This window comes from Corynebacterium uropygiale, assembly GCF_021568315.1.
In the GTDB taxonomy this organism is placed as follows: domain Bacteria; phylum Actinomycetota; class Actinomycetes; order Mycobacteriales; family Mycobacteriaceae; genus Corynebacterium; species Corynebacterium uropygiale.
In genome coordinates, this window is record NZ_JAKGSI010000001.1 from 600,467 (window position 1) to 620,296 (window position 19,830).

The following is a 19,830-nucleotide window of genomic DNA, read 5'->3' on the forward strand; positions in this document are numbered from 1 at the left end:
AGTCATGGCATTGTCAGAGAAGGAGCGTAAGCGGTGGCAGATGATCGATACGATCATTGCAGAAAACAAGAATGAGCTCAAACAGGCTACCACCCATACGGTGTTGAAAGAATTCGCTGAGGAACAGGGGTGGATGAACAAAAACGACTTCGGCAAGTTCAAGGTGTCGTTGCGTAAGCTCGGCGTGGATTATGACCACCTCCGCGAGGAGACCTTCAAAGAACTCGATCTCAAGCGGGCTAAAGAACTTGACGCTCTTGACGATAGTGCACCGTGCGTGTATCTAATGACCGGCGCGGTCGATGACGAGTCAAGCGGAACCGGTTCATTCGCGATCATTGGCGAGGACGGTGAAGCCTACTGGTACGGCGCGTTTTTCGGTGATGATCTAACTTATAACCCCGGTGATCTCGTCAGCGCGGAACAATCCGTCGCGGAAAAGGCCGTGTGGTTCGCCGCAAAGTGCTTGCGCGAGAAGGGGATTGAGTGCGGGCGTGTAGAGATCACTACAACGTGTCCTGACCTGGATGAAACGACGTTGAAGTCTCGCGGTGTGCGTCTCGGAGTCAAGGTAGACGTCCATGTCAATGACGAGGATCTTCGCGCGGTAGACATGGCCGAAGCGCCAGGGTTTAAGAAGTGGCAGGAAAACGACCTTGCCTCTCTCGTCATGGTTGACGAGGAGGAGTAGTCAGATGGCGAGGAAACAAACCCGCAACACCCCGGTCTTTGATGGGGAAATGCTGGCGATGATGGCCTTCCTCGGGCTCGTCGTCGTGATAGCGCTGGGGCTCGTCGGGGGTGCGGTGGCAGAAAACCTCGCCGGGAGGGGAAACGTCCCACTGAACCCTCTCGCGTTGGCAAAGGGGCTTATCGCGGGCACGTACTCGTGGACAGCACCCATGACGGTAGGGGTAGTGGTCCTCGTCGTCATAGCTGCGGCTATTGGTGGCGTTGTGGCGGTCGGGGTAGCGCGCCGAGAGCTCAAAGGTGATAGCGAGATTCGTCAAGCCCAACGAACACTGCATTCTTCGCAGGCTGTGTCCTCGTTGTCGAAGAAGCAGGTCTCCGCCCAAACGACGAAGCTACTAGGGGAGACGGTGTCTAGTGACTGGCCTGGATTCCAGTTCGCCCATGTGGCAGGTAGGCCTAAGCAAGGGCTTTTCTCCGGTGCGGAAGACCTCTTCCTCATCATCTTCGGTCCGCGCATGGGTAAGACGACTACCCAGGTGATCCCGGCGATCATCGACGCCCCTGGCGTGGTGGTCACAACGTCGAACAAACCCGACATTGTTGACGACACTATTCGCTATCGCACTGGTAAGGGCGTCGTGTGGGTCTTCGATCCCCAGCGCATCACCATGAGCGCGGATCAGCCGTTTTGGTACGTGGATCTTCTCGACATGATCCGAGGAGACAAAGACCTCATGGACGCGAAAGCCGCTAGGCTAGCCGACATCTTCTGCTGCGCGGCGCGCGGCGCGACCAGCGGTGGTGGAACAGATACCTACTGGGTTGACATGGGTAAGAACCTGCTTGCCTATTACCTACTGGCTGCCACCATCGATGAGCGGCCCATCACGGATGTTTTCATGTGGATCATGGATCCCGACAACCACGACCCGGAAGCAATCCTCGCTGCTCATGAGGAGTTCACCCAGCTTGCTGACGCGCTCAGCGCTATCTACCGACTGCCTGAGCAAACGCGCGGCGGCATTTTCTCACAGGCGCAACAGATGGCCTCGCCCTTGGGCCGAATCGAAGCAAAGAAGTGGATCACACCACGCCCTGGTGCAACGAAATTTGACGCCGCGGCCTTCGTGCGGTCAACAGGGGATACCCTCTACGTCTTAAGTAAGGAAGGAGCCGATAACGCGGCGGCGCTCACGACGGCGCTCGTCGCACTCGTGATGAGTGAGGCAGAACGCTACGGGGAAGAACACGGCGGGAGACTCCCCGTGCCGCTTCTCGCGGCCCTTGATGAGGCTGCGAACGTGGTCACCTGGCCGGAGCTCCCGGCCTTGTACTCGCACTACGGGTCCCGCTCGATCATCATCATGACGATCCTGCAGTCCTATGCCCAGGGCGTCAAAGTGTGGGGCAAGGAAGGCATGGAGGCCCTGTGGTCGGCGGCCGCGATCCTGCTCTACGGCGGCGGAGTGCGCGACAAAGAGATGCTAGAGAAGATGGAATCCCTCGTCGGCCGCGTTGATGAAGAGACCTTCTCTCAGTCGTATTCCTCGCAAGGACGCTCCACCTCGTCAAGCCTGAGGGAAAAGACCATCCTCACGGTCTCAGACCTGGCAAGCCTTCCCAGGGGCAAAGCCGTGCTGTTCGCTGCAACAAGGGCGCCACAGATAGTCGAACTAGACCCTTGGTGGGAACGAGACTGGCCAGATGAGGTCAAAGCATTGGTAGGAAAGGAGTAGAAGATGAGCGGTTTCGACCCTGAACTCGACGATGTAAACGAGCCGTCGATGGACGACCTCGCGAGCCTCTACGACGAGGACAACGAACTGAATGAGGGAAGCGAGGGCGCCGAGGACACAAACGATGGAATGATCAATGATCCCTACTTCCCGGATGTGTATTCCTTCGTTGAAGACTTCCTTCTCGGCCTGTATCCAACAACGCTCGCGGACCAAAAGCAAGTGAACTGGAACAAGTGGTGGTACAAACACGAGTTCGCCATCGCCCGGCTTACGGCGTTATGGATGCGCTATGAGCAACTACGGGTAGAAGATCCACAGGCCCATCTTGAGACCTTCCTCCGCGTGCATGCCGACTACCACATGAAATGGCTCATGACTGATGGGGAGTTCTTCTCACGGACCAAGCGGACTAACCAGGATGCTTGCCCCCTGCCGAGTGATGCCAGGAAGGACTTTGAAGACCAGTGAAAAACCTCGATAAGTGGGTACAAGAAACTCTGGAAGAGCGTCTCGCTGTGGCAAGCCAGACGCTACCGTGTGCCAGGAGACTAGATGTGCCAGGGCCGGAAGAACTCGCCACGCTGCCGCTACCTGAACTCGTCGCGGAAGCCTCCAGGCAGCTCACCGAAAACGGTGGGCTTTTGCTCCCGAAAAGACGAGACGCACTAGTCGAGACGTTCGGGCTGCGAGGATTCCAGCACACTGCGCACATGATCGAGCGGGTACCAACTCAAGGCGATCTCGACATGATCGACGCCTATCGGGAGTATCAGAAAACAGCTGCCCTTTGGGATGATCGATCTAATCGTCAAGATGAGCGTGACTTGGTGCGGGGGGTGAAAAAAGCGATCAAGCGCCATGAAAAAGGCGAGGACCTACCGGAGATTAATCATTCCGATATGTTCGATTACACCCGTTCTGGTACGAATACTGCAAACGATACACCGCGTATCGTGGCTACGATGTACACAGAGAGCATGCCGCCGAAGCAAGAAGAAATCGACACGGTTCTTGATTCTAAACAGAAGCAATACCAGGTGGCGTTCGATGAAACAGACATCGGGGATGAGGAAGAACTAAGGAACCGGTCTGTCGACGTCAACACGGATAAGATGTCAACCATGAGCCGCGAGAAGGCAAAAAGTAAAGATAGACGACGCTTAAACCCTAAAGTGCTCAGAGCGGCGCGAATGATCAGTATGGTTGGGGCCCAGGAAACCCTTCGCCATGTGGAGAAAACTAAACGCGCTTTCGAGGAAGCAGCTACTCCACAGCATTTGCCTTCCTATACGAAGAATCGTATAATGTAGGCGGGCGGAAAGGCTATGTGCTGTCGAACCTGTATATAGTCTTTCAGCTCTCTGCAACAACATCCGGGTTACGTTTTCTATCTGCTGCTTCATGATGAAACCTAATCTGGAGAACTCCCCGTTAGCGATCAACGCTAGCGGGGAGTTTCTTATCCTCTAGAACCGTCATGACGGCGTGACGGCTAGCCGTCTGGACGGCTTGACGGCCCCACAAGGAGGCGTTGTGATAGCAGACGCGACGGAAGGGCGGCCATTTTCCGAGGTTTTCGCCACTCTCCGAAGGGGATAAGTGCGGAAAAGGGGTCTAGACGCTCTACGGGGCCGTGAGAGGCCAATTTGAGCGTGTCGACTTTTCAGCGTTCTAATATGTGTGCTGTGTGCTACATTGTTCGGCCTTGGTCGCGACCGTTGTCTAGATGGTGGGTCTGCTGGTTCTGGTCCTGGTTCGTAGGCGAGTGCCGTCGCGTCGGCTGCGAGGTGGTGGGGCGGTACTTATCCGCAAGCTTCGCTGCCTTACGGGCGGTCTCGCTTGTCGGCTCCTGCCCGGGGCGGAGTACCGGCTTCGGCTTCCACGTGTCAGTGTCCTTGCCAAGCGGAAGTTTGCGGTAGTTCACACCGCGGAGTTTGAGCTCCTTTTCGAACACCGCCCAGTCGGTTTTGTTCATCCACCCCTTGTCACGGGCATAGTCTTTGACCTGGTTACGAGTCTTCAACGTGTAGAGAGCTGCCATATCCTGGAGGACGGCCTTCTTGATGACCTTCGGGTCATGGCCTTGACTTGCCTGGGCCGTCGTACCGGTGCGAGGACGCGAGGCTTTGAGCCTGGCGAGCATCTCCGCTTTCTTCGCCTTCGTCTCCTCGGACAACTCGACCTTGCTACGGATCGGAGCCGGGGTGTCCACCGTGGCCGCTGCCCCTGCCGACGGTGTGGCAGTGATGTCAGCTCGATGATGGACAATGAAGTCCCGGAAGTGGTGATTACCGGCCGGGTGGTTAGGCGGCAGATGCCCCACACCACCTTCAACGCAGCTGTGGCGGGCTGGAACATGCTGGTTCAACCGGTACGCGATGATGCGTTCAGGGTGATCAACCTGGTCAAGCCTCTCACAGGCTTGGTGCATGAGGTTCCTCGGATCCACGCCTGCATCGATGAGGTTCTGCCAGGCCTTCACGATCCCCCTCGTCGACGACGGGCTGGTGATGATCCTGGTATGCAGGTCGTCACCTAGCCGGTGGAGGTATTTCGGCAGGTAACAGGTAATAAACTCCTGGCACAACACATCCCGTCCTTGGCGAAGGAGTCTGGTTTTCTCCTCCTCGCTAAGTGCAGTTGTGTAGTCGCGCATGATCTTCTCAGCGGTCGCGACCACCGGCGGGGGAGTAGTAGGTGATTCGTGACGGTGGTGGGTTGCCACCCAGTGGTAGAGTTCCTGATCCATCCCCGGGGTCATCGGAGGAAGACCACGTGGGGCATCATCATCTAACAGGCTGGTCAGCTGGTCTTTTAACGGAGTGATGATGTCAGCTTCCACGTTCGGTGTAGCAGTGCCGTACAACAGATCAGTCTCGATGAGGTCCCTGGGATCTAGCCCATAGGATAAGAGGTCTTTCCAGAACACGCCCAACCTTTTGGCCATATGGTTATGGGCTGCGAAGTAGTTGCTGTAGGTGGGGGGAAGATTCTGGATCCACTCGGTCATGTGCAGCTCGATGAACTGGTGAATGAGCTGATCACACCCCCAGGTATACAAAGCTTCCTGCCGTTTAATCTGCTCGGGAGCCTCCGGGTTAGCCTTCTCCCAGAGAGTGTCGGTGACAGTGTGAAGCGATGACTCGTTAGCAAGACATATCTTGAACACGTCTTCCGGTGTGGGGGCTTTCGTGTCTCCTTGATGGTGGAAGTGTTGCTCCTCGGCCAGCTCGTCGAGGGGGGTATCGGTGACCATGTAGGCGTGGTTAGCGTACTTCCCGCGCGTCATCGCGACATAGAGTCCTCGCCTCGTGGTGGTGGGATCAATCATCGCGTGCGTGGTATCAACGGTTGCTCCTTGAGCGCGATGGATCGTCGACGCATACCCCAAGTGGACAGATTCCTTAACATAGGACGCTGGGATGTGCTGGGTTTTCCCGCTCGTGTGGTGCCTACCGGTGATCGACCCATCCGCATGGATTCTGGTGACGGTGAATAGGTCGCCGTTGATGACTTGTCCTTGCACCCCGTCGTCTTCCATGGTGAAACGTGTGTTCGTCCTGGTGATGATCACATCACCTTCTGCGATGTCTTCCCCACGAGACGAGACGACACTGTGGCTAAGATTCGTGATCTCACCACGGGTAATCTTCCAGTCCCTAATGATCTGGTTGAGCTGGTCAACATCCTGGTTCGTGGGGGCGATCATGAGCGAGGATCGCCCTGCGAGGGTGTCGTTCTTGTACGCCTTCGAGACAGATTCCAGCATGTCGTGGCGGGTTCCACCGTGTATACGGCCATGCTTAGTGTAGAAGTCCAGGCACTCGTTTGTGCCATCGCGAAGCGCAAGCGAGGCAGCATTCTCCTCATGATCGGGGGTGTTATCTGCCCTTTTAAACCGCATGACCTGGTCGAGCTCCACGGTGGGGGAGATGCGGGTAAGAGTACGGAAAAGACCGCCGGTTTCCACCGCATCAAGCTGCTTATGGTCACCAACAAGACGCACAACCGCGCCCCTAGCTCGTGCAATCTCGATGAGTGTTCCTAGCTGTCTGGTAGAGGCCATGCCAGCTTCATCGACAAGGATCATATCGCCAGCGTGGATCTGCTGGATCTTCTCTGCTTGCTCGCCGTGGTGATCCCATTGCCAGACAAGTGAGTCGATCGTATTCGCTACGCAGCCGGTATCCTCACCGAGGATGCGTGCCGCGGCGGCGGTTGGAGCAAGAGCGATGACGTTTTTGTCCCCTTGTTTCCAGACATCGGCGACTAGTTTCATCGAGGTTGTCTTGCCGGTACCGGCAGGTCCTACGGCGGTAGCACACACGGTTCCGACACCAACGAGGTGTCTGACCATTGCTTCTTGGCCGGTGTTCAGTGACCATCCTTGCGTCTTCTCGTGCGCCTTAAGTGCTTGGTCGACTTCGGCATTGTAGGCGATATGAGTGCTCAACTCGCGTGCAGCATCACAGACTTTCTGCTCCGCGTCGATAACGTCCTTGGTGGTAAACAGCTCACTATCTGCCCGGTAGTCGATGGGTTTACCGTCCTCACGGAGCATCGATGCAGGCAAATTGAGCGCCTCATGGTCCTCGGACAGGTTGATCAGATACGTGTCCTTGATGCGGTCAAACACCGCTTGGAACGCCTCATTGAGGTCATGACCTTTGGTGAATCGGTAGCCAGTAAGCTTCCCGGCTAGGGCTGTGTGGATGTGCGAAAAGTTAAAGGTAGGCCTACGCCTGGTGACCGTATCGATCACATCTCTTGCGATCTGATCAACCTGATCCGGGCATGAAGCAGGGTCGAAAACAGCCCGCGTATCGGCAGTCTCGAACGGGTTGGTAAGCGTCTTTTCGATCAGATCGTCTGCTGAGTCTGCGAGGTGTAGCCCTAGTTCATCTCGCCATTGGGCACGCAACTCATCCAAGGATTGTGCTGGTTTCTTCGCATCCCGGGTGTCGAGGATCGCTTGCTGCCACAGCTGGTTCTGGATGCGTTTCGTCGGTGTGCACCCGTTGGTTTTCACATACTCTGCGACAAGCTGGTCGTAGACCGGCCTGGCGAGGATGCGTCGTTTGGTGAAAAACGAGGATATTTCCTTCGGGATGCCTGCTAGTTCGTAGACGGGTTCCTTCATGGATCCACGCTCGACGGGGACAAACGACACGCCGAGTTCCTCAGTCAAACGGTCCGCAAGGATCGCGTCATAGCGAAACGATATCGCCTGGTGATGCTTGTGAAGCGTTTTCGAGTCGATGCTTCGCCAGTCCCCGTCAACACCTTGGACCTTGTTCGCAACCACTACATGAGAGTGCAGATCAGGATCCCCAGCGCGGGTATCAAAGTGGGTGAACTCGGTCGCGATAAGACCCTTTGTCTTGATCTGTTCGATGCCCCCAGCGCCACATCTGGTGTAGATTGCGTGCTCGTTGGCCCACTCCAAGGTCGCACGAACTGCCTCGTGATGACACCTCATAATGGTAGAAGCGGTGTCCTTATCTGCTAAAGCCCACAGCACAGAAATGCTCTTGGCGGGGGAGAAGGTAAGGTCAAAACCTGCCACCCCTTGGCGTACTTGCTGCTTCTTCTCGTTCACCCAATCAAGAAGTTCTCTGCCGGATTCGGGCTCCACACCATGGGTTTCAACGAAGAACGGGCGAGCAACTTCCAAAGCGATATCTGATCGTTCCTGTTGTGTTGGAAGACGGTCATGGGTGATCTTGAACTCGCGTTCTTCTTTCGTTAGAGCGCGAAGAAGCGGGTCTCCTTTGGTGTAGTTAGGGAAGGCACGACCAATTTTCATGTCCTCATACCCGGCCCCCTCAGCAGCCATCTTGTCGGCATCCGGGTGGACACCTTCACCGAAAAGTGCTGCCATGTGCAGCTCTGTGACGAGCTCACCCTCGCTGAACCCACGGCCAAAACACTCAACTCCAGGGCCGATCCACCTTCCCGGTGGGGTGCCCTTCGCGGCGTAGTAGTCGGCAAGTTTCGTAGGCTTCTGGTCCTCGTCGTTGTGTGCCACGCTTCGAAGAAGGTACTCATACCCTGAGCCAGAGTTGACCTTCCGAAGCGACATCATGGGCAACATGATACCCCACCTGATCCGTGATTCACTAAGAGTGCCTATAGTGTATTGATTTTTCGGCGATTTGGGTTCATGTAGGAACGTAGTTGCGTTGTGATGAGGTGGGTGGTGGTTACTGCGGGCGTGCCAGGGATGCGGACTAGGTGGTGTTGGTGAGCAGTGGGGCGTAAGCCGGTAGGGGTGCTTCCCAGGAGATGACCTCGGGGTAGGTGTTGCACTCGGGTGGCTGGCTAGGGGATACTTGGTCGCATGAAGGTGTCACGGAATGTGTCTCGTCGGCAGGAGGCTCGGAAGGATTACCTGGAAGGGCTTCACGAGCGTGTCGAGATCACGAAGAAGATTGAAACGTGGATGAAAAAGCAAGCCGAGAGGGACGAAGAGCTCGCCGGCCTGATCTGTGATCTCTACGCGGCGGGGGAGAGCAAAAACAACATCAAACTGCTCACCGGGCTTACTCAGAAGGAGCTAGCATCCATCCTGCCCGGGAAAGATGATGCCGCTCGCCCCGAAAGTGACGACGAGGACCATGATGAGTCCTCCAGCGAGGAAGAGATCGCGTCTAGTACCTCGGCTGATAGCGAGGATGCGCAAGACGGCGACACGCTCGCCGGCGGGCACTACTGACCGGCTTAGGGGCTTGGTGGTTGCGTTAGGGTAGTTGATGGAAGACACGTGGGAAGACATACCGCTTCCCGGATTCGAGGCGCTTAGTCCTCCACCTCACGCGCGGGGTCGGGAGCCTGGGGCGCTTCCCGGGCTTCCCTCCCCCCGCCTTCGCGAGGACCTCACGATCCCCTATGAAGTCATCCGCCGGTTCAATGCCCGGCTCGTTCACGTCCCCGACGACTACGGCGGGTGCTGGCTCTGGCCCGGTGCCATCAGCAGTGACGGCTACGGGAGAATCAACTGGACCGTGAAAGGCAAGCAAACAACCATGTCCACTCACAGGTTCGCGCTTCTCACCCACCACGGGGTGCTACCCCCGGGGCTAGTAGCCGAACACGAATGTAACCAACCTCTTTGCTGCCGGGTAGGACCCGGGCACTTACGCCTGGTTACCCAAAGTGAAAACATCCTCCGCGCGGTAGACGACCACCGCCACGACGGCAACAAACTCGTCGTGGACTCCAGGTGTAGACGGGAGCGCTCGGTACGGCTGCGTGACGCAATCAAAGACGGCTTCACTCTCACTGCGTACCTCGATGCACTGCACGCCCGGTTCCCCGCCCAAGAATCACTCTGGGACTAACCCCGCCGCCTGCATACTTCACACAAGTCCAGTCATCAGGAGCTGGTGCTGCTATGATCAATGGTGCGGAGAACAGCTGAGAATTACGTCACCTCTCCAAGGTCTCCGTCCCCGTGTAAGCGGGGATCGCCCCCTTTCCGTGGCTCGCGAGAAGGGGGCTTCATGATTCTTCCCCTCGTCTCACGGGAAGGACGGCTGCCACAGCTCTCGTGGGGTCCTCGCGGCCGTCGTGCTAGGACGAGGACGACGACTCAGCCGGGATGATACGCCACTCGAACTCCGCGGCCTCCAAAGCGATGACGCAGTGCCCAAGCAACGCGTTGTGCTCGGCAAGAGTGAGCCCGGTGCGTTCCATGCATGTCTCTTCGCTCTCATAGGCGAAAAGCTCAACACTCTCGCCGATTTCTTCAAGGTTCTCCGCCATCGCGAGGATGTCGGCAACACGCTTAGAGTAGAGCGCAACCTGTCCTCGGAGATACTCGTCAGTGCCCGCTCGCACGGGCTCGCCTGCCTTCCACCTTTCAACCGTGCGCACTGCGACCCCAAGTCGTGCCGCGAGCACCCGGGGGATAAGACCTAAAGCTGTCAGAGTGATTCGACGCTCGGCGGCGTTCATGTGGTGACCTCCTCAAGGAAAAGGGACCCGCCCCCTCGCGGTGAAGGGGGCGGGTAGTGGTGCTGGCTTACCAAGGATATTTGTCTTCCATCCGGTAGGCGAACTCTTCGGCCGTGCTGATAGCTTCTTCAAGCTCATCGACGGGTGCTTCTGCGATGTAGAGCTCGTAGATGTCCTTGCTCGCGCTCAGCGGGATGGGGGACTCGCCAGACAACCAGTGGCGAACAGTTGGCTTTCCCACGTTGAGCCGGTCGGCAAGCTCGCCGGTGCTCAGCCCGGTAAGAAGCTTGATCGCCTGGAACTCACTCGGGAAGGTCGCCTTGATCCGGCCTTCAAAAGCCTTCACATGCCGTGCGGGAACATCCCACATGTGGGCCGCCATCTCTACCACGTGATCGATGCTGAGAGGGACAGGCTCGGGCATGGGCTCGAAGTCCTCGGGCTCGGCTTCCGTCTTACGCAGCGTGTCGTAATCGGCGTATTCCTCCCACTGTTCGCGGGTAGGGGCAGGGGTGTGGTAGTACGCGCACAGCGCTTCCCACTGGTAGTCCGCCGGATCCCCAACCTGGGACACGAGCCACGATTGCAGCTCGAAGAGAGTGCCAGTCACCTGGTATGCCTCGGGATCCATGTTTCGCCCAGGGATCTGATGCGGATTCTGGATCGTGTATACGGTCTCGTTAGACGTTGTCATGGTACTGAGCCTTTCTGCTCTCGTAGGGAGGAGCCTTGTGCTCTCTCGCTGACACCACAAGTATGTCACACTTACCGACACAAATCAATGCGGGGGTAAAGTGGCTACCCCCGCACCCTGGGATAGGGGCTGATACCGCCTAGCATTCCTTCTCGGATGTCACTAAGTGCAGATCATTAGCTCTAAACAGAAGTTCTGTGCTGCTTCCTGGTTTAGCTATCAGTCGCGGATGCTTTCACTAGCTGCGTGACTCGCTGTCGGGATATGCCAAGCAACTGGGCAGCCTCTACCTGGGCCATACCGGTATCCAGGAGCTGCCGCACTGCCTTACCTCGCATTCTTGCGGCATGTGCTGCCAGATCCCGTGCCTGTTGCTCCTCTTCTGAGGCCTTGTACAACGTCTCTTCGATATCTTTATCGAGTGCCAGAGTAAGAGTTACCGAAACGTCCTCTTCGGGTATCTCTAACCACAGTGCGGTGATCTCCCGGGCCACGTCTTCAGCCTCGGCCAGACGGGCGGCTTGTCCCACAATGTCATATTCCGGGACCTTAACAAGCCACCACCGGCCATCGCGGGTAACGGTAGCGTCAACATGCGTCATGATGAGCTCCTCCTTACTTCCAGTTCTTTGGAGTGTTCGGTACTTTCTTGATGATGTCTGCCACGACACCTGCACTGATTTCGCGATGATGGGGGATGACGAGTCTCCCACCGTCTGGGCCAGCCCAAACCTCGTGACTGCCTTTGCCTTGTCGCTGAAGGGTCCATCCCATGGAGCGAAGGAACTTCACAACGGTCTTGTACTTCTGCGGCTTTGCCATAATTCTATGCTACCCCTGGCTTGCCCACAACGCAAGGGAGGGGTAGCACTTCTTTAGTTTTTTGTTGTATGTGCTGTTGAGGGCATGGTTTAGTCAACTGCAAGCTGTTGTGCGGCCGTGTCACTTTGTGGGGGCGCTAGGGATGGGGAACTCCCCACAATTTCGATGCGGAAGCCTGGCTCACTTCGTGCCGTAGGCCTTCTTGCCCGCCAGGGCATCTGCGAGCGTCCATCGCGAGACCCCAAACTTGGCTGCCACGCGAGTCTTCGGGACCCCCTCCTCAACGAGGCGGCGCGCCATATCGATCTGCTCTGTCGAGAGTTTCGGCGCCCGCTGGTACTTGCCCCTCGCCTTAGCTAGGGCGATCCCCTCGCGCTGGCGCTCCTTGATCAATTCTCTTTCAAACTCAGCCACAGCCGCGAGCACTGTGAGAGTGAACTTGCCAGACGGGGTCGCTGTCGAAAGTGCCGGGGAATCAACGAAGTCCACGCTGACCCCCTTGGACTCGAACTCCTGAAGGAGGGCAAGCAAGTCCTGTGTAGAGCGGGCTAAGCGATCCACACTTTTCACCCTCACCACATCGTTGGAGCTGTCACGTACGTAGGCGCGAAGTGCGGCAAGCTGCGGGCGGTGCGCGTCCTTCCCGGAAGCATGATCGACGAAGAGCTTATCCACCTCTCCAATCGCGGCGATCTGCCGCTCGGGGTTCTGATCAACGGTACTGACACGGACATAGCCGATAACAGACATGATGCCTCCACGCATCTCCCAAAGTGGTGAACGAGGTCTAAGGCGTGACCTCACCTTAGTAGAGTACCGCTTATTACCATGTTGTTCACCATTCGGAAGGGCTGAGCGGCCGGTGGGGAATGGGGTGCACCCACATCACCATGCACGCCCTGCCGTGTAAGGGGTGTTATGCCACGACAGTATGGTTATGGGGGAGCCAAAGGGGAAACTGTCGAAGAGTCGCACACTGTAGCTTGCGTGCTACGGGCGTTGAAGGGGCTGTGGAAGCGGCCGTGCTCCGACATCGGCCATGAACAGCAGTACCGGTGTTTACGAATAGCAATAACCCCGGTGATATGCAGTGCTACGATGAGCCTGCAGGGATCGCTCCGGGGTCTTCGCTCCTGAGCGTATCGCTAGATCGCATGAAAGTCAAGGGGGCCAACTCGATGGCACAGCTAGATCAGTGGTTCTCGTCGGCGAGAATGAGCACATACAGTTTCCATCCGGATCCGGAGGCACTTTACGTGTGGAATACCCGCATCACGAAGGCCTTTCTTGAGGATATTCAACATATTGAGGTGTTACTCCGGAACAGGATGGACGATGCGCTGACGAGTCGCTGCACGATGAAAAATGGATCGGAAACCGTCAGCTGGTTCTCTAATGAGAAATTAGCATTATCGAAAAAGAATGGGGAACAGCTTAATCGCGCTATCAGAAAGGTAGAGGATAAGTGCGGAGTATCAACGCATGGCAAGGTCATCGCTGAGCTTCCTTTCGATTTTTGGTACTACCTGCTGTCCAAGAGTTACTCGACTACTGTATGGCCCTGTTTTCATAAGTTGTTAAGGGTGGAATCGGCCAAAAGGGTAAAGGGCGGACTTCAGCGAATTCCCGTGCCTGATCGTCAACAGTTTAAAAAACAAGTGGGGATAATATACACCCTACGGAATCGATGCTCACACCATGAACCTATCGTAAAAGATAACTTCAAAAAAGAATCTAGTAGCTTAGATAGGAAACAGATGGCAATAGAAAAGGTAGCAAATTGGTTGGATCCTGATGCGGCCGATTGGATTCTAAAGAATTCGAGAGTGAATCTCGTGAGAGCGCAGCGTCCTTGACGTATAGAATGATGCTAAGGTGGGGGGCGGCGTAGGGGTAGGACATACTCATCCGAACAGGTCTTTCGTATGAGTCCCTACGCCGTCTTTCACATCCCCAACTCAGGGCCGTTACCGCGGTGTTGCTCCCACCCGGGGGAATTCTTCTGCCTGCGAGAGTTACGGTTCTCCTTCGGGGCCTGGCGCTGGATTTTGACCGGTTTATCCATCCCGAGAGTCTTCAAGATCCCACCAGTTGCTGCTCCTCGCGGGGTGCGCGGCGTCGGGGCAGGCTTCTTCAGCTGCTGAAGGTAGGACTCCCCATGGCGGATAGCCTCGTGGGCTCTCGCATGCTCCATCGGGCCTATAGCCCCGTGCAAGCACAGTGCATCGACTTCATCGATTTTCGCTTGCTTGATCGTCCCTTCCACGGTTCTCTTCTCAACGAGAGCGGCATACTGTGTCGTCGGATTCAACCGCAATGACCACCCCGGTTTGCGACCGTGAAGCTCATTGCGCGCTGCCCTCGCCTTGAGGATTTTCTGCTGCCTTTCGGACTGGTTTGTTTGTCTGATTTCTTCACGAAGGACCTCACGCTGCGCGCGCTTCTCCTTAAGCTCGTCCTGCTGAGTGAACTCGGGAGGGGCCTCTGATCGGAGTTTGTCGAGTTTGTCTGCGGCAAGCTGTTTCGCTTCCTCTGCAACCGAGATCATTTTCCCCATTGAGGTAACCTTGTTCTCTAGTCGAGTAAGGAGCCCGTACTCTTTGTCGGTAGCGCCTTCTCTGTGCAGCGGATTGCCAGTATCTGTGAAGTACAGCGGATCCATGTCGATCACCCAGTTTTTCGGCAACACTTTCGGGTCCACCCCTTCTGGGTAGATCGTGAGGCACTGCTTGACGACTGAGTAGCCGATAGTGAAGGTCACTCCGCCGATAGTGGCGAGCTCATCTCGTCGCGGCGCGCCACCGCGTTCTGGGCGCATGTACTCATACTTGTTGTTCAACACGCGCAAGGCGGCAAAATAGCAAAAGCGGGCTGCTTTCGCTCTGTCCGTCGTGGTCCCGCCGATAGGGGGAGTCCACTCCCGCTGCTCGGCGTTCTCCCATTCCTCGCACGGCTCTTTGTGGGCTTTAGCCCACCTGACTAAAGACCTCTGCTTAGCAAGCTCTGCCTCCTGGGCCTTAATCCCGAACTGGCGGCCCTCTACTGCTGAGACCCACTCCTGATGGGCAACCTCAAGGTTTTTGACCTCCTTATCGAGGTTCGCAAGCGTGATATGCCGTGGGTCGCCTGTCGCCACTGCCTTATTGTGTGCGGCGGCGTCTTCAGTACTTGATTCAAGGGAGTCCATCTGGCGAAGAGAACGGTCTGCTGACATGAACTGATTGATGAACCGGGCCTTACGATGCACGGTCTGCCAGCGCACGGCATCTGTTGTGCCCCTAGCGATGTAGTTGAAGGTCTGCACCTGGGCGTTCTGGTTGCCCTGGCGCTCAATACGCCCGATACGCTGCTCAAGGTCAGCTGGACGCCACGGCACATCCACGTTGTGCAGAGCGACAGCCCTAGTCTGAATGTTTGCGCCCGTGCCAAGCTTTTCAGTCGAGCCGATGATTACGTCGATCTCGCCTTCACGGCACCGGCGGAAGAGCTCGGCACGGTCATCGTCGAACTCGTGAACATAGGCGATACGGGAGGGATCCATGCCTCTGTCCGCACACGCGCGGCGGATTTCGTTGTAGACGCTGTAGCTGCCGTCTGCTTTCGGGGTGCCTCGGTCGAGGAAGATGATCTGGAGTCCACCTTTTCGCGGATGCGGTGTGCCATCGTCGCGGAGGTACTCGTTATCCTTCGTGTCCTGCCAGACTCGCGCGACAGTGTCGGCTACGGCGGTCACCCGTGGCGAGTAGCCCTCGTAGTCGAGATTGACCAGTCGGGGATCAATAGAGACTTTCAACCCATCACTTTGGATCTTCAGCGCGTTATCAATCGCCTGTGCTTCCTCCGGGAATTGGCTTGCCCAGGGGTTGGTTTCCCGATAGACGAAGTCCGCGATGAAATCCTTGGATTGTTGGTCAATATCAAACTCGACACTCACCGTCTCATTGCTGGGGCGTTGTGCCTCGATTTGGTCGCCTGTCACCACATCCATAAACGGTTCACAAAGACCAACGAGTTGGCCAACATTATTAAATCCGACCGTACGCGACACTGAACGAAGTCCCACACCTGAAGCACGGACCTCAACTTCCTCGCGTCGTTTAACGAACGACGCGGCAAAACCCTGCACCGTGGGCATTGCAGCGTGGTCAAGAATGTCGGGCCGTAAGAATCTCATCATGACCCAAATCTCTGCCAGGTTATTCGCAATAGGCGTACCTGTGGCAAAGGTTGCCACAGGCTGGTGGAGGCCGTTTTTCTGATCTCGAAGGTATTGCATCTTCATCTCAAGATCACTGGCCCGCTGGGAACCACTGGAGTTGATATCATCGATCGTGCTAAACCGTGCCAGATTCTTATACTCATGAGCCTCGTCAATAATTAGGTAATCGCACGGAGTATCCTCAAAGCACATACCGGCATCTCTGGGTGAATCGAGGAGCTTTAATCGACGGTCATCAAGAATTTTCAGATACCGTTGGATCTGCTTCGTCGTCTTAGAGTCAGGATCCCCCGCTATTTGGGCCTCGACCAGTGCTTCCTCAGCCTGGGATCTCTCGCGATCTAAGTAGTCCGCCTGCATCTCTGAGGAGACAGGTATGCGCTCAAAAACTGAGCGTGGTACGACAACGAAGTCCCAGTCCTCAGTAGTGGTCTGTGCGACGAAGTTCCTCCGCTCTTCCGGGGTGCTCAGACCCGCTGCGGAGAGCACCTTTGCGCCTGGATACCACCTGTTCGCGTCCGCCGCGATCTGCTCACACAAGTGATTAGGTACCACGATCCAGGGCTGCTTGACCTTTCCAAGACGCTTGAGCTCCGCTGCGCCCATGAGGAAGGTCCCGGTTTTCCCAGCACCCACCGCATGATTCAACAGCACACCGGGCTCGTTGACCATCCTCTCTACCGCGTTCAGCTGGTAGGAATACGGGGTGAAATTATCACTTAACCCGGGCATGGAACGGTACGATCCATCCCACTTGGCTGCCACATATGAGTTGTAGTGGCGGTTATAGGCGTCTAGAATCTCATTCCGCCTTGATGGATCATCCATGATCCACTTGGTGAACTCCTCGCGAAGCTGATCTGCCTTACGGCTCGCGAACTGTGTCGCCTCGGAACACACCCCAGTGCTGAGATTGTTCTCTTTCCGCCAGTCCTGCGAGTAGTTGATCGTCGGACTATCCTGGTTCATTACCGCTTGAAGCATGGTGATAGCACTGACAACCTCACCATCATGTCGTGTTGTTGCTAGACCCTGGTTATACTCCTCTGCCGCCTTTGGGTTAGACGACTGGTAATTAGGCTGTCTGCGAGTGATGTTGTTCGCAGCGATCACACCGTATTTAAGGTCTGCATCCTCTTTCCATTTCATTACTGGATCATTTTTGACTTCAACACGCCACTGCTCTCTACCGATACTCGGCGGGTGAAAATCGATCTTGTTGGGGTCTACCCCGAATGCGTGATGAGCGAACTGCTTATAGTACTCCTCACTGATCCAGGTCACACCCGGCTGGATGATAATGCCAGTCTCGACGCGCTCGGGGAGCACCTCGGTAAGCGCATCAACGTTCGCTTTAAACCGCTCGTCCCTCATCGCGGCTTCCTGCGCGATGATGAGCTTGTCCTCGACAACACCGGAAAGATAATGCTCGGCACGAATGAAAGCATCCGGATTCTCGGGATTACGGAACGCGATCTTCTTGTCGATGAGCTCTTCTTCAACAATCTCTTGGTCGAGACGGGTTACCTCGCTCACCCGGCGGGGATCGATGACCCCGTGCTCGTCCAGGCTGACCTCCACACCCTCCTCAAGGGTGTCCACATGATCAACATGGAGGGTGGGCCTAGCGGGGTTATCGAAGAAGATGACAGTCTTTTCAGCGGTGCCGTGGTCGCGGTCATAGTGCTCGATCGCCGTCATCTGCTGGATGAACGGATCAGTTTGCAGAACACCTATGTGCTTTTTGACTTCTTTTGGCCGCTTCGTCGGAAGTGCAGCCTGCTGGCGAAGCTCCGCCTCGACTTCCGGTGTTGGCTCTTCAGTGTGGCCAAGGTCGTTGTCGCGCCTCCACTGCGTAACAAGCTGCTTATACCGCTGCGCCTGCTGCTTTTGTGTGGGCTTGCGCGGTTTAACCAGCACAAAACGGTTCAACGGACCATAAGTGGCAACGTAGTCGTCATACTGGGTAGCTAACTGTTGGCGAAGACTCTCAACCCCAGGGGTGCCTTCACGGTAAGCTTCGCGGAGCTGACGAGACGTATCTCGCAAGTCCAGCAACGCCTTCCACTCACTAGCGGACGTGCCCCTCGGTGGGACAATTTCGTCCCATTTCCCCTTGGCTTTCAATCTCGCGAATGTTAGTTCGTCACCGTTTTGGGTGTAGCGGACAGTGCCGGGTATCTGTTGGTCCGCAGCACTCTCAACACGCACCTGGACAGGCGCCTGCTCGCTAGCCGGCTGAGGAGACAACCCCAGATGGTTGTTTAAGGCCGTGAGCATATCCGTTTGGACAAGGCGACGAAGACTCGCCGAAAGCTCCTCGCCAGGAACCGGGGCTCCCTGCAATACCGGCTTGCCAAACCGGTCACGAACAACCCTCGGGGTGCCCACGACCCGCTCCGGATGGTCTGCGAACACCCCGTTGACCCGGGCTATTGACTCATCGTCAAGCGAGTACTCGTCAGTCTGAATGAATCGCAAAGACTGCTCGGTAGGCTCCCTATCCTCCTCGCGGACCCGGAAGATCAGCAGGTCAGCCGACACTGTCGTGCCTGCGTTGTTTTCGAAGGTGCTCACTGGGAGGCGCGTGGCGCTGACAAGGTCCGCACGGTCGATCATGTCCTTGCGGGCAAGTGACTTCTGGGCATCAGATGTCGAGGAACTGGTCACCACGGCTACATAACCACCGGGGCGCACTGCGTTTAGGGCCTTGACAATGAAATGGTTATGAATCGTGTGGTTATTCGGGTTGTGCTCAGGGTCATGAAGGCGGAAGTTCCCGAACGGCACGTTCCCGATAGCAAGGGAGAAGCTGTCGTAGTCCAGGCGCGTCTTCTCGAACTTCTCCGTAACGATTTGGGCCTCAGGGTAGAGATAATGCGCAATCTGAGACGCGATAGGATCCACTTCGATGCCCACGACCTCGGCGCTGTTCGGCGCCGCGCCGATGAAGTTCCCGGTCCCACAGCCGGGTTCCAACACCGGGCCACCGGTGTACCCGGCGGTTTGCACTGCCTCCCATACCGGGGCAATCACCTCGTCCGGGGTGAAAAACGCGGTCAACGTTGTCTCAGCTAGAGCAGCATATTCGCGCTGATCAACGATGCTTTCTAGCTTGCTACGAAGATCGGCCATGCTTGTATTACCACGATCAAAGACCTGTGATGCCGCACCCCATGAGGTGTATCCGGCTAGGATCACCTGCTCCTCTGGGGTAGCGAATCGGTCCTCACGTTGGAGCGTGCGTAACACCTCAATTGCATCAATATTGGCCTGCACGCGTTCCCGAGGTGTTGCCGGTGGTGCCGGCCGCAGCGTCGGATCAAACGTCACGGCAGGAAGAGACGGTGTAACCGGCTGCGGAGCGTCTTCTACAGATGAAGACTTCGTTTCCTCCGAGGTCGGCTCGTCGACGGAGGAAGCGGGAGGGCTTACCTCAATCTGCTCGGAATCCTCCTCGGCAGTATTGACAGCGGGGCTCTCAATTGGCGCTGAGGCCGCCTGGTCTTCAAGTGCGGCCTTTTGCTCCTCGGCCTGGAGAGTGAGTACGTCGAAGAGATCCATCTCATAAGCATTCGGATCATGACGGTTTCGACGGCGCATAGAGCCACTCCTCCAAAGGTAAGACGAAAAAAAGTACCAACGATTCTACTGGTCACATGGACTTTTCCCGGTGCCGTCAAGCCGTCATGACGGCTTGACGGCTA

At 56.5% G+C, this 19,830-nt stretch carries 14 protein-coding genes and 1 pseudogene; 7 read left to right on the top strand and 8 right to left on the bottom strand.

All coding sequences use genetic code 11. The features are described from left to right. Positions 1-4: 4 nt before the first annotated feature. The 4 genes from L1O03_RS02905 to L1O03_RS02920 are packed head-to-tail and all read left to right on the top strand — an operon-like array spanning position 5 to position 3,742. Positions 5-691: a hypothetical protein gene (locus tag L1O03_RS02905; RefSeq protein WP_236117903.1), complete on the top strand. Its 687-nt coding sequence runs from the start codon at positions 5-7 to the stop codon at positions 689-691. Positions 692-695: 4 nt separating this feature from the next. Further along, the gene (locus tag L1O03_RS02910; RefSeq protein WP_236117904.1) at positions 696-2,429 is read left to right on the top strand and encodes a type IV secretory system conjugative DNA transfer family protein; all 1,734 of its coding nucleotides are present in this window, start codon (positions 696-698) and stop codon (positions 2,427-2,429) included. A gap of 3 nt (positions 2,430-2,432) precedes the next feature. After that, positions 2,433-2,900, top strand: coding sequence for a DUF4913 domain-containing protein (locus L1O03_RS02915; RefSeq protein ID WP_236117905.1), 468 nt, complete (start codon positions 2,433-2,435; stop codon positions 2,898-2,900). Beyond that, complete coding sequence (locus L1O03_RS02920) at positions 2,897-3,742, top strand: hypothetical protein (RefSeq protein ID WP_236117906.1); 846 nt, start codon at positions 2,897-2,899, stop codon at positions 3,740-3,742. Before L1O03_RS02915 ends, L1O03_RS02920 begins: the two co-directional genes overlap by 4 nt. 380 nt (positions 3,743-4,122) lie before the next feature. Here L1O03_RS02920 and mobF read toward each other — a convergent pair whose 3' ends face one another. Then, positions 4,123-8,517, bottom strand: coding sequence for a MobF family relaxase (gene mobF / locus L1O03_RS02925; protein WP_236117907.1), 4,395 nt, complete (start codon positions 8,515-8,517; stop codon positions 4,123-4,125). Positions 8,518-8,772: 255 nt separating this feature from the next. Between mobF and L1O03_RS02930 the strand changes: the two genes are divergently transcribed. Together L1O03_RS02930 and L1O03_RS11645 are read left to right on the top strand one after the other, a co-directional pair. After that, the gene (locus L1O03_RS02930; RefSeq protein ID WP_236117908.1) at positions 8,773-9,147 is read left to right on the top strand and encodes a hypothetical protein; all 375 of its coding nucleotides are present in this window, start codon (positions 8,773-8,775) and stop codon (positions 9,145-9,147) included. 310 nt (positions 9,148-9,457) lie between these two features. Continuing rightward, a pseudogene (locus L1O03_RS11645) lies at positions 9,458-9,535 on the top strand (hypothetical protein); the annotation flags it as partial. Positions 9,536-9,568: 33 nt separating this feature from the next. Here the strand turns inward: L1O03_RS11645 and L1O03_RS02935 are convergent. From L1O03_RS02935 to L1O03_RS02960, 6 genes are all read right to left on the bottom strand, one after another. Beyond that, positions 9,569-9,736: a hypothetical protein gene (locus tag L1O03_RS02935; RefSeq protein WP_236117909.1), complete on the bottom strand. Its 168-nt coding sequence runs from the start codon at positions 9,734-9,736 to the stop codon at positions 9,569-9,571. 268 nt (positions 9,737-10,004) lie between these two features. Next, positions 10,005-10,388 carry a hypothetical protein gene (locus tag L1O03_RS02940; protein ID WP_236117910.1) on the bottom strand — a complete coding sequence of 128 codons (384 nt, stop codon included), beginning with the start codon at positions 10,386-10,388 and terminating at the stop codon, positions 10,005-10,007. Positions 10,389-10,455: 67 nt separating this feature from the next. Then, positions 10,456-11,082, bottom strand: a complete 627-nt coding sequence (locus L1O03_RS02945; RefSeq protein ID WP_236117911.1) for a helix-turn-helix domain-containing protein — start codon at positions 11,080-11,082, stop codon at positions 10,456-10,458. Positions 11,083-11,294: 212 nt separating this feature from the next. Further along, positions 11,295-11,684 carry a helix-turn-helix domain-containing protein gene (locus L1O03_RS02950; protein ID WP_236117912.1) on the bottom strand — a complete coding sequence of 130 codons (390 nt, stop codon included), beginning with the start codon at positions 11,682-11,684 and terminating at the stop codon, positions 11,295-11,297. Positions 11,685-11,697: 13 nt separating this feature from the next. Further along, positions 11,698-11,904, bottom strand: coding sequence for a type II toxin-antitoxin system HicA family toxin (locus tag L1O03_RS02955; protein ID WP_236117913.1), 207 nt, complete (start codon positions 11,902-11,904; stop codon positions 11,698-11,700). Between the two features lie 180 nt (positions 11,905-12,084). Next, positions 12,085-12,654, bottom strand: a complete 570-nt coding sequence (locus L1O03_RS02960) for a recombinase family protein (RefSeq protein WP_236117914.1) — start codon at positions 12,652-12,654, stop codon at positions 12,085-12,087. A gap of 428 nt (positions 12,655-13,082) precedes the next feature. Here L1O03_RS02960 and L1O03_RS02965 point away from each other — a divergent pair, with 428 nt between their 5' ends. Then, positions 13,083-13,760 carry an Abi family protein gene (locus L1O03_RS02965; protein ID WP_236117915.1) on the top strand — a complete coding sequence of 226 codons (678 nt, stop codon included), beginning with the start codon at positions 13,083-13,085 and terminating at the stop codon, positions 13,758-13,760. An 89-nt stretch (positions 13,761-13,849) separates the two neighbouring features. On the opposite strand, the gene L1O03_RS02970 is transcribed toward L1O03_RS02965, so the two are convergent. Next, positions 13,850-19,726 (bottom strand): helicase-related protein, encoded by a 5,877-nt coding sequence (locus tag L1O03_RS02970; RefSeq protein ID WP_236117916.1) that lies wholly within the window; start codon positions 19,724-19,726, stop codon positions 13,850-13,852. Positions 19,727-19,830: the final 104 nt, after the last annotated feature.

Bases quoted from the DNA above. Each gene is read 5' to 3' on its own strand.
- L1O03_RS02905 (WP_236117903.1), top strand. From the start codon at position 5: ATGGCATTGTCAGAGAAGGAGCGTAAGCGGTGGCAGATGATCGATACG.
- L1O03_RS02910 (WP_236117904.1), top strand. From the start codon at position 696: ATGGCGAGGAAACAAACCCGCAACACCCCGGTCTTTGATGGGGAAATG.
- L1O03_RS02915 (WP_236117905.1), top strand. From the start codon at position 2,433: ATGAGCGGTTTCGACCCTGAACTCGACGATGTAAACGAGCCGTCGATG.
- mobF (WP_236117907.1), bottom strand. From the start codon at position 8,517: ATGATGTCGCTTCGGAAGGTCAACTCTGGCTCAGGGTATGAGTACCTT.
- L1O03_RS02930 (WP_236117908.1), top strand. From the start codon at position 8,773: ATGAAGGTGTCACGGAATGTGTCTCGTCGGCAGGAGGCTCGGAAGGAT.
- L1O03_RS02940 (WP_236117910.1), bottom strand. From the start codon at position 10,388: ATGAACGCCGCCGAGCGTCGAATCACTCTGACAGCTTTAGGTCTTATC.
- L1O03_RS02945 (WP_236117911.1), bottom strand. From the start codon at position 11,082: ATGACAACGTCTAACGAGACCGTATACACGATCCAGAATCCGCATCAG.
- L1O03_RS02950 (WP_236117912.1), bottom strand. From the start codon at position 11,684: ATGACGCATGTTGACGCTACCGTTACCCGCGATGGCCGGTGGTGGCTT.
- L1O03_RS02955 (WP_236117913.1), bottom strand. From the start codon at position 11,904: ATGGCAAAGCCGCAGAAGTACAAGACCGTTGTGAAGTTCCTTCGCTCC.
- L1O03_RS02960 (WP_236117914.1), bottom strand. From the start codon at position 12,654: ATGTCTGTTATCGGCTATGTCCGTGTCAGTACCGTTGATCAGAACCCC.
- L1O03_RS02965 (WP_236117915.1), top strand. From the start codon at position 13,083: ATGGCACAGCTAGATCAGTGGTTCTCGTCGGCGAGAATGAGCACATAC.
- L1O03_RS02970 (WP_236117916.1), bottom strand. From the start codon at position 19,726: ATGCGCCGTCGAAACCGTCATGATCCGAATGCTTATGAGATGGATCTC.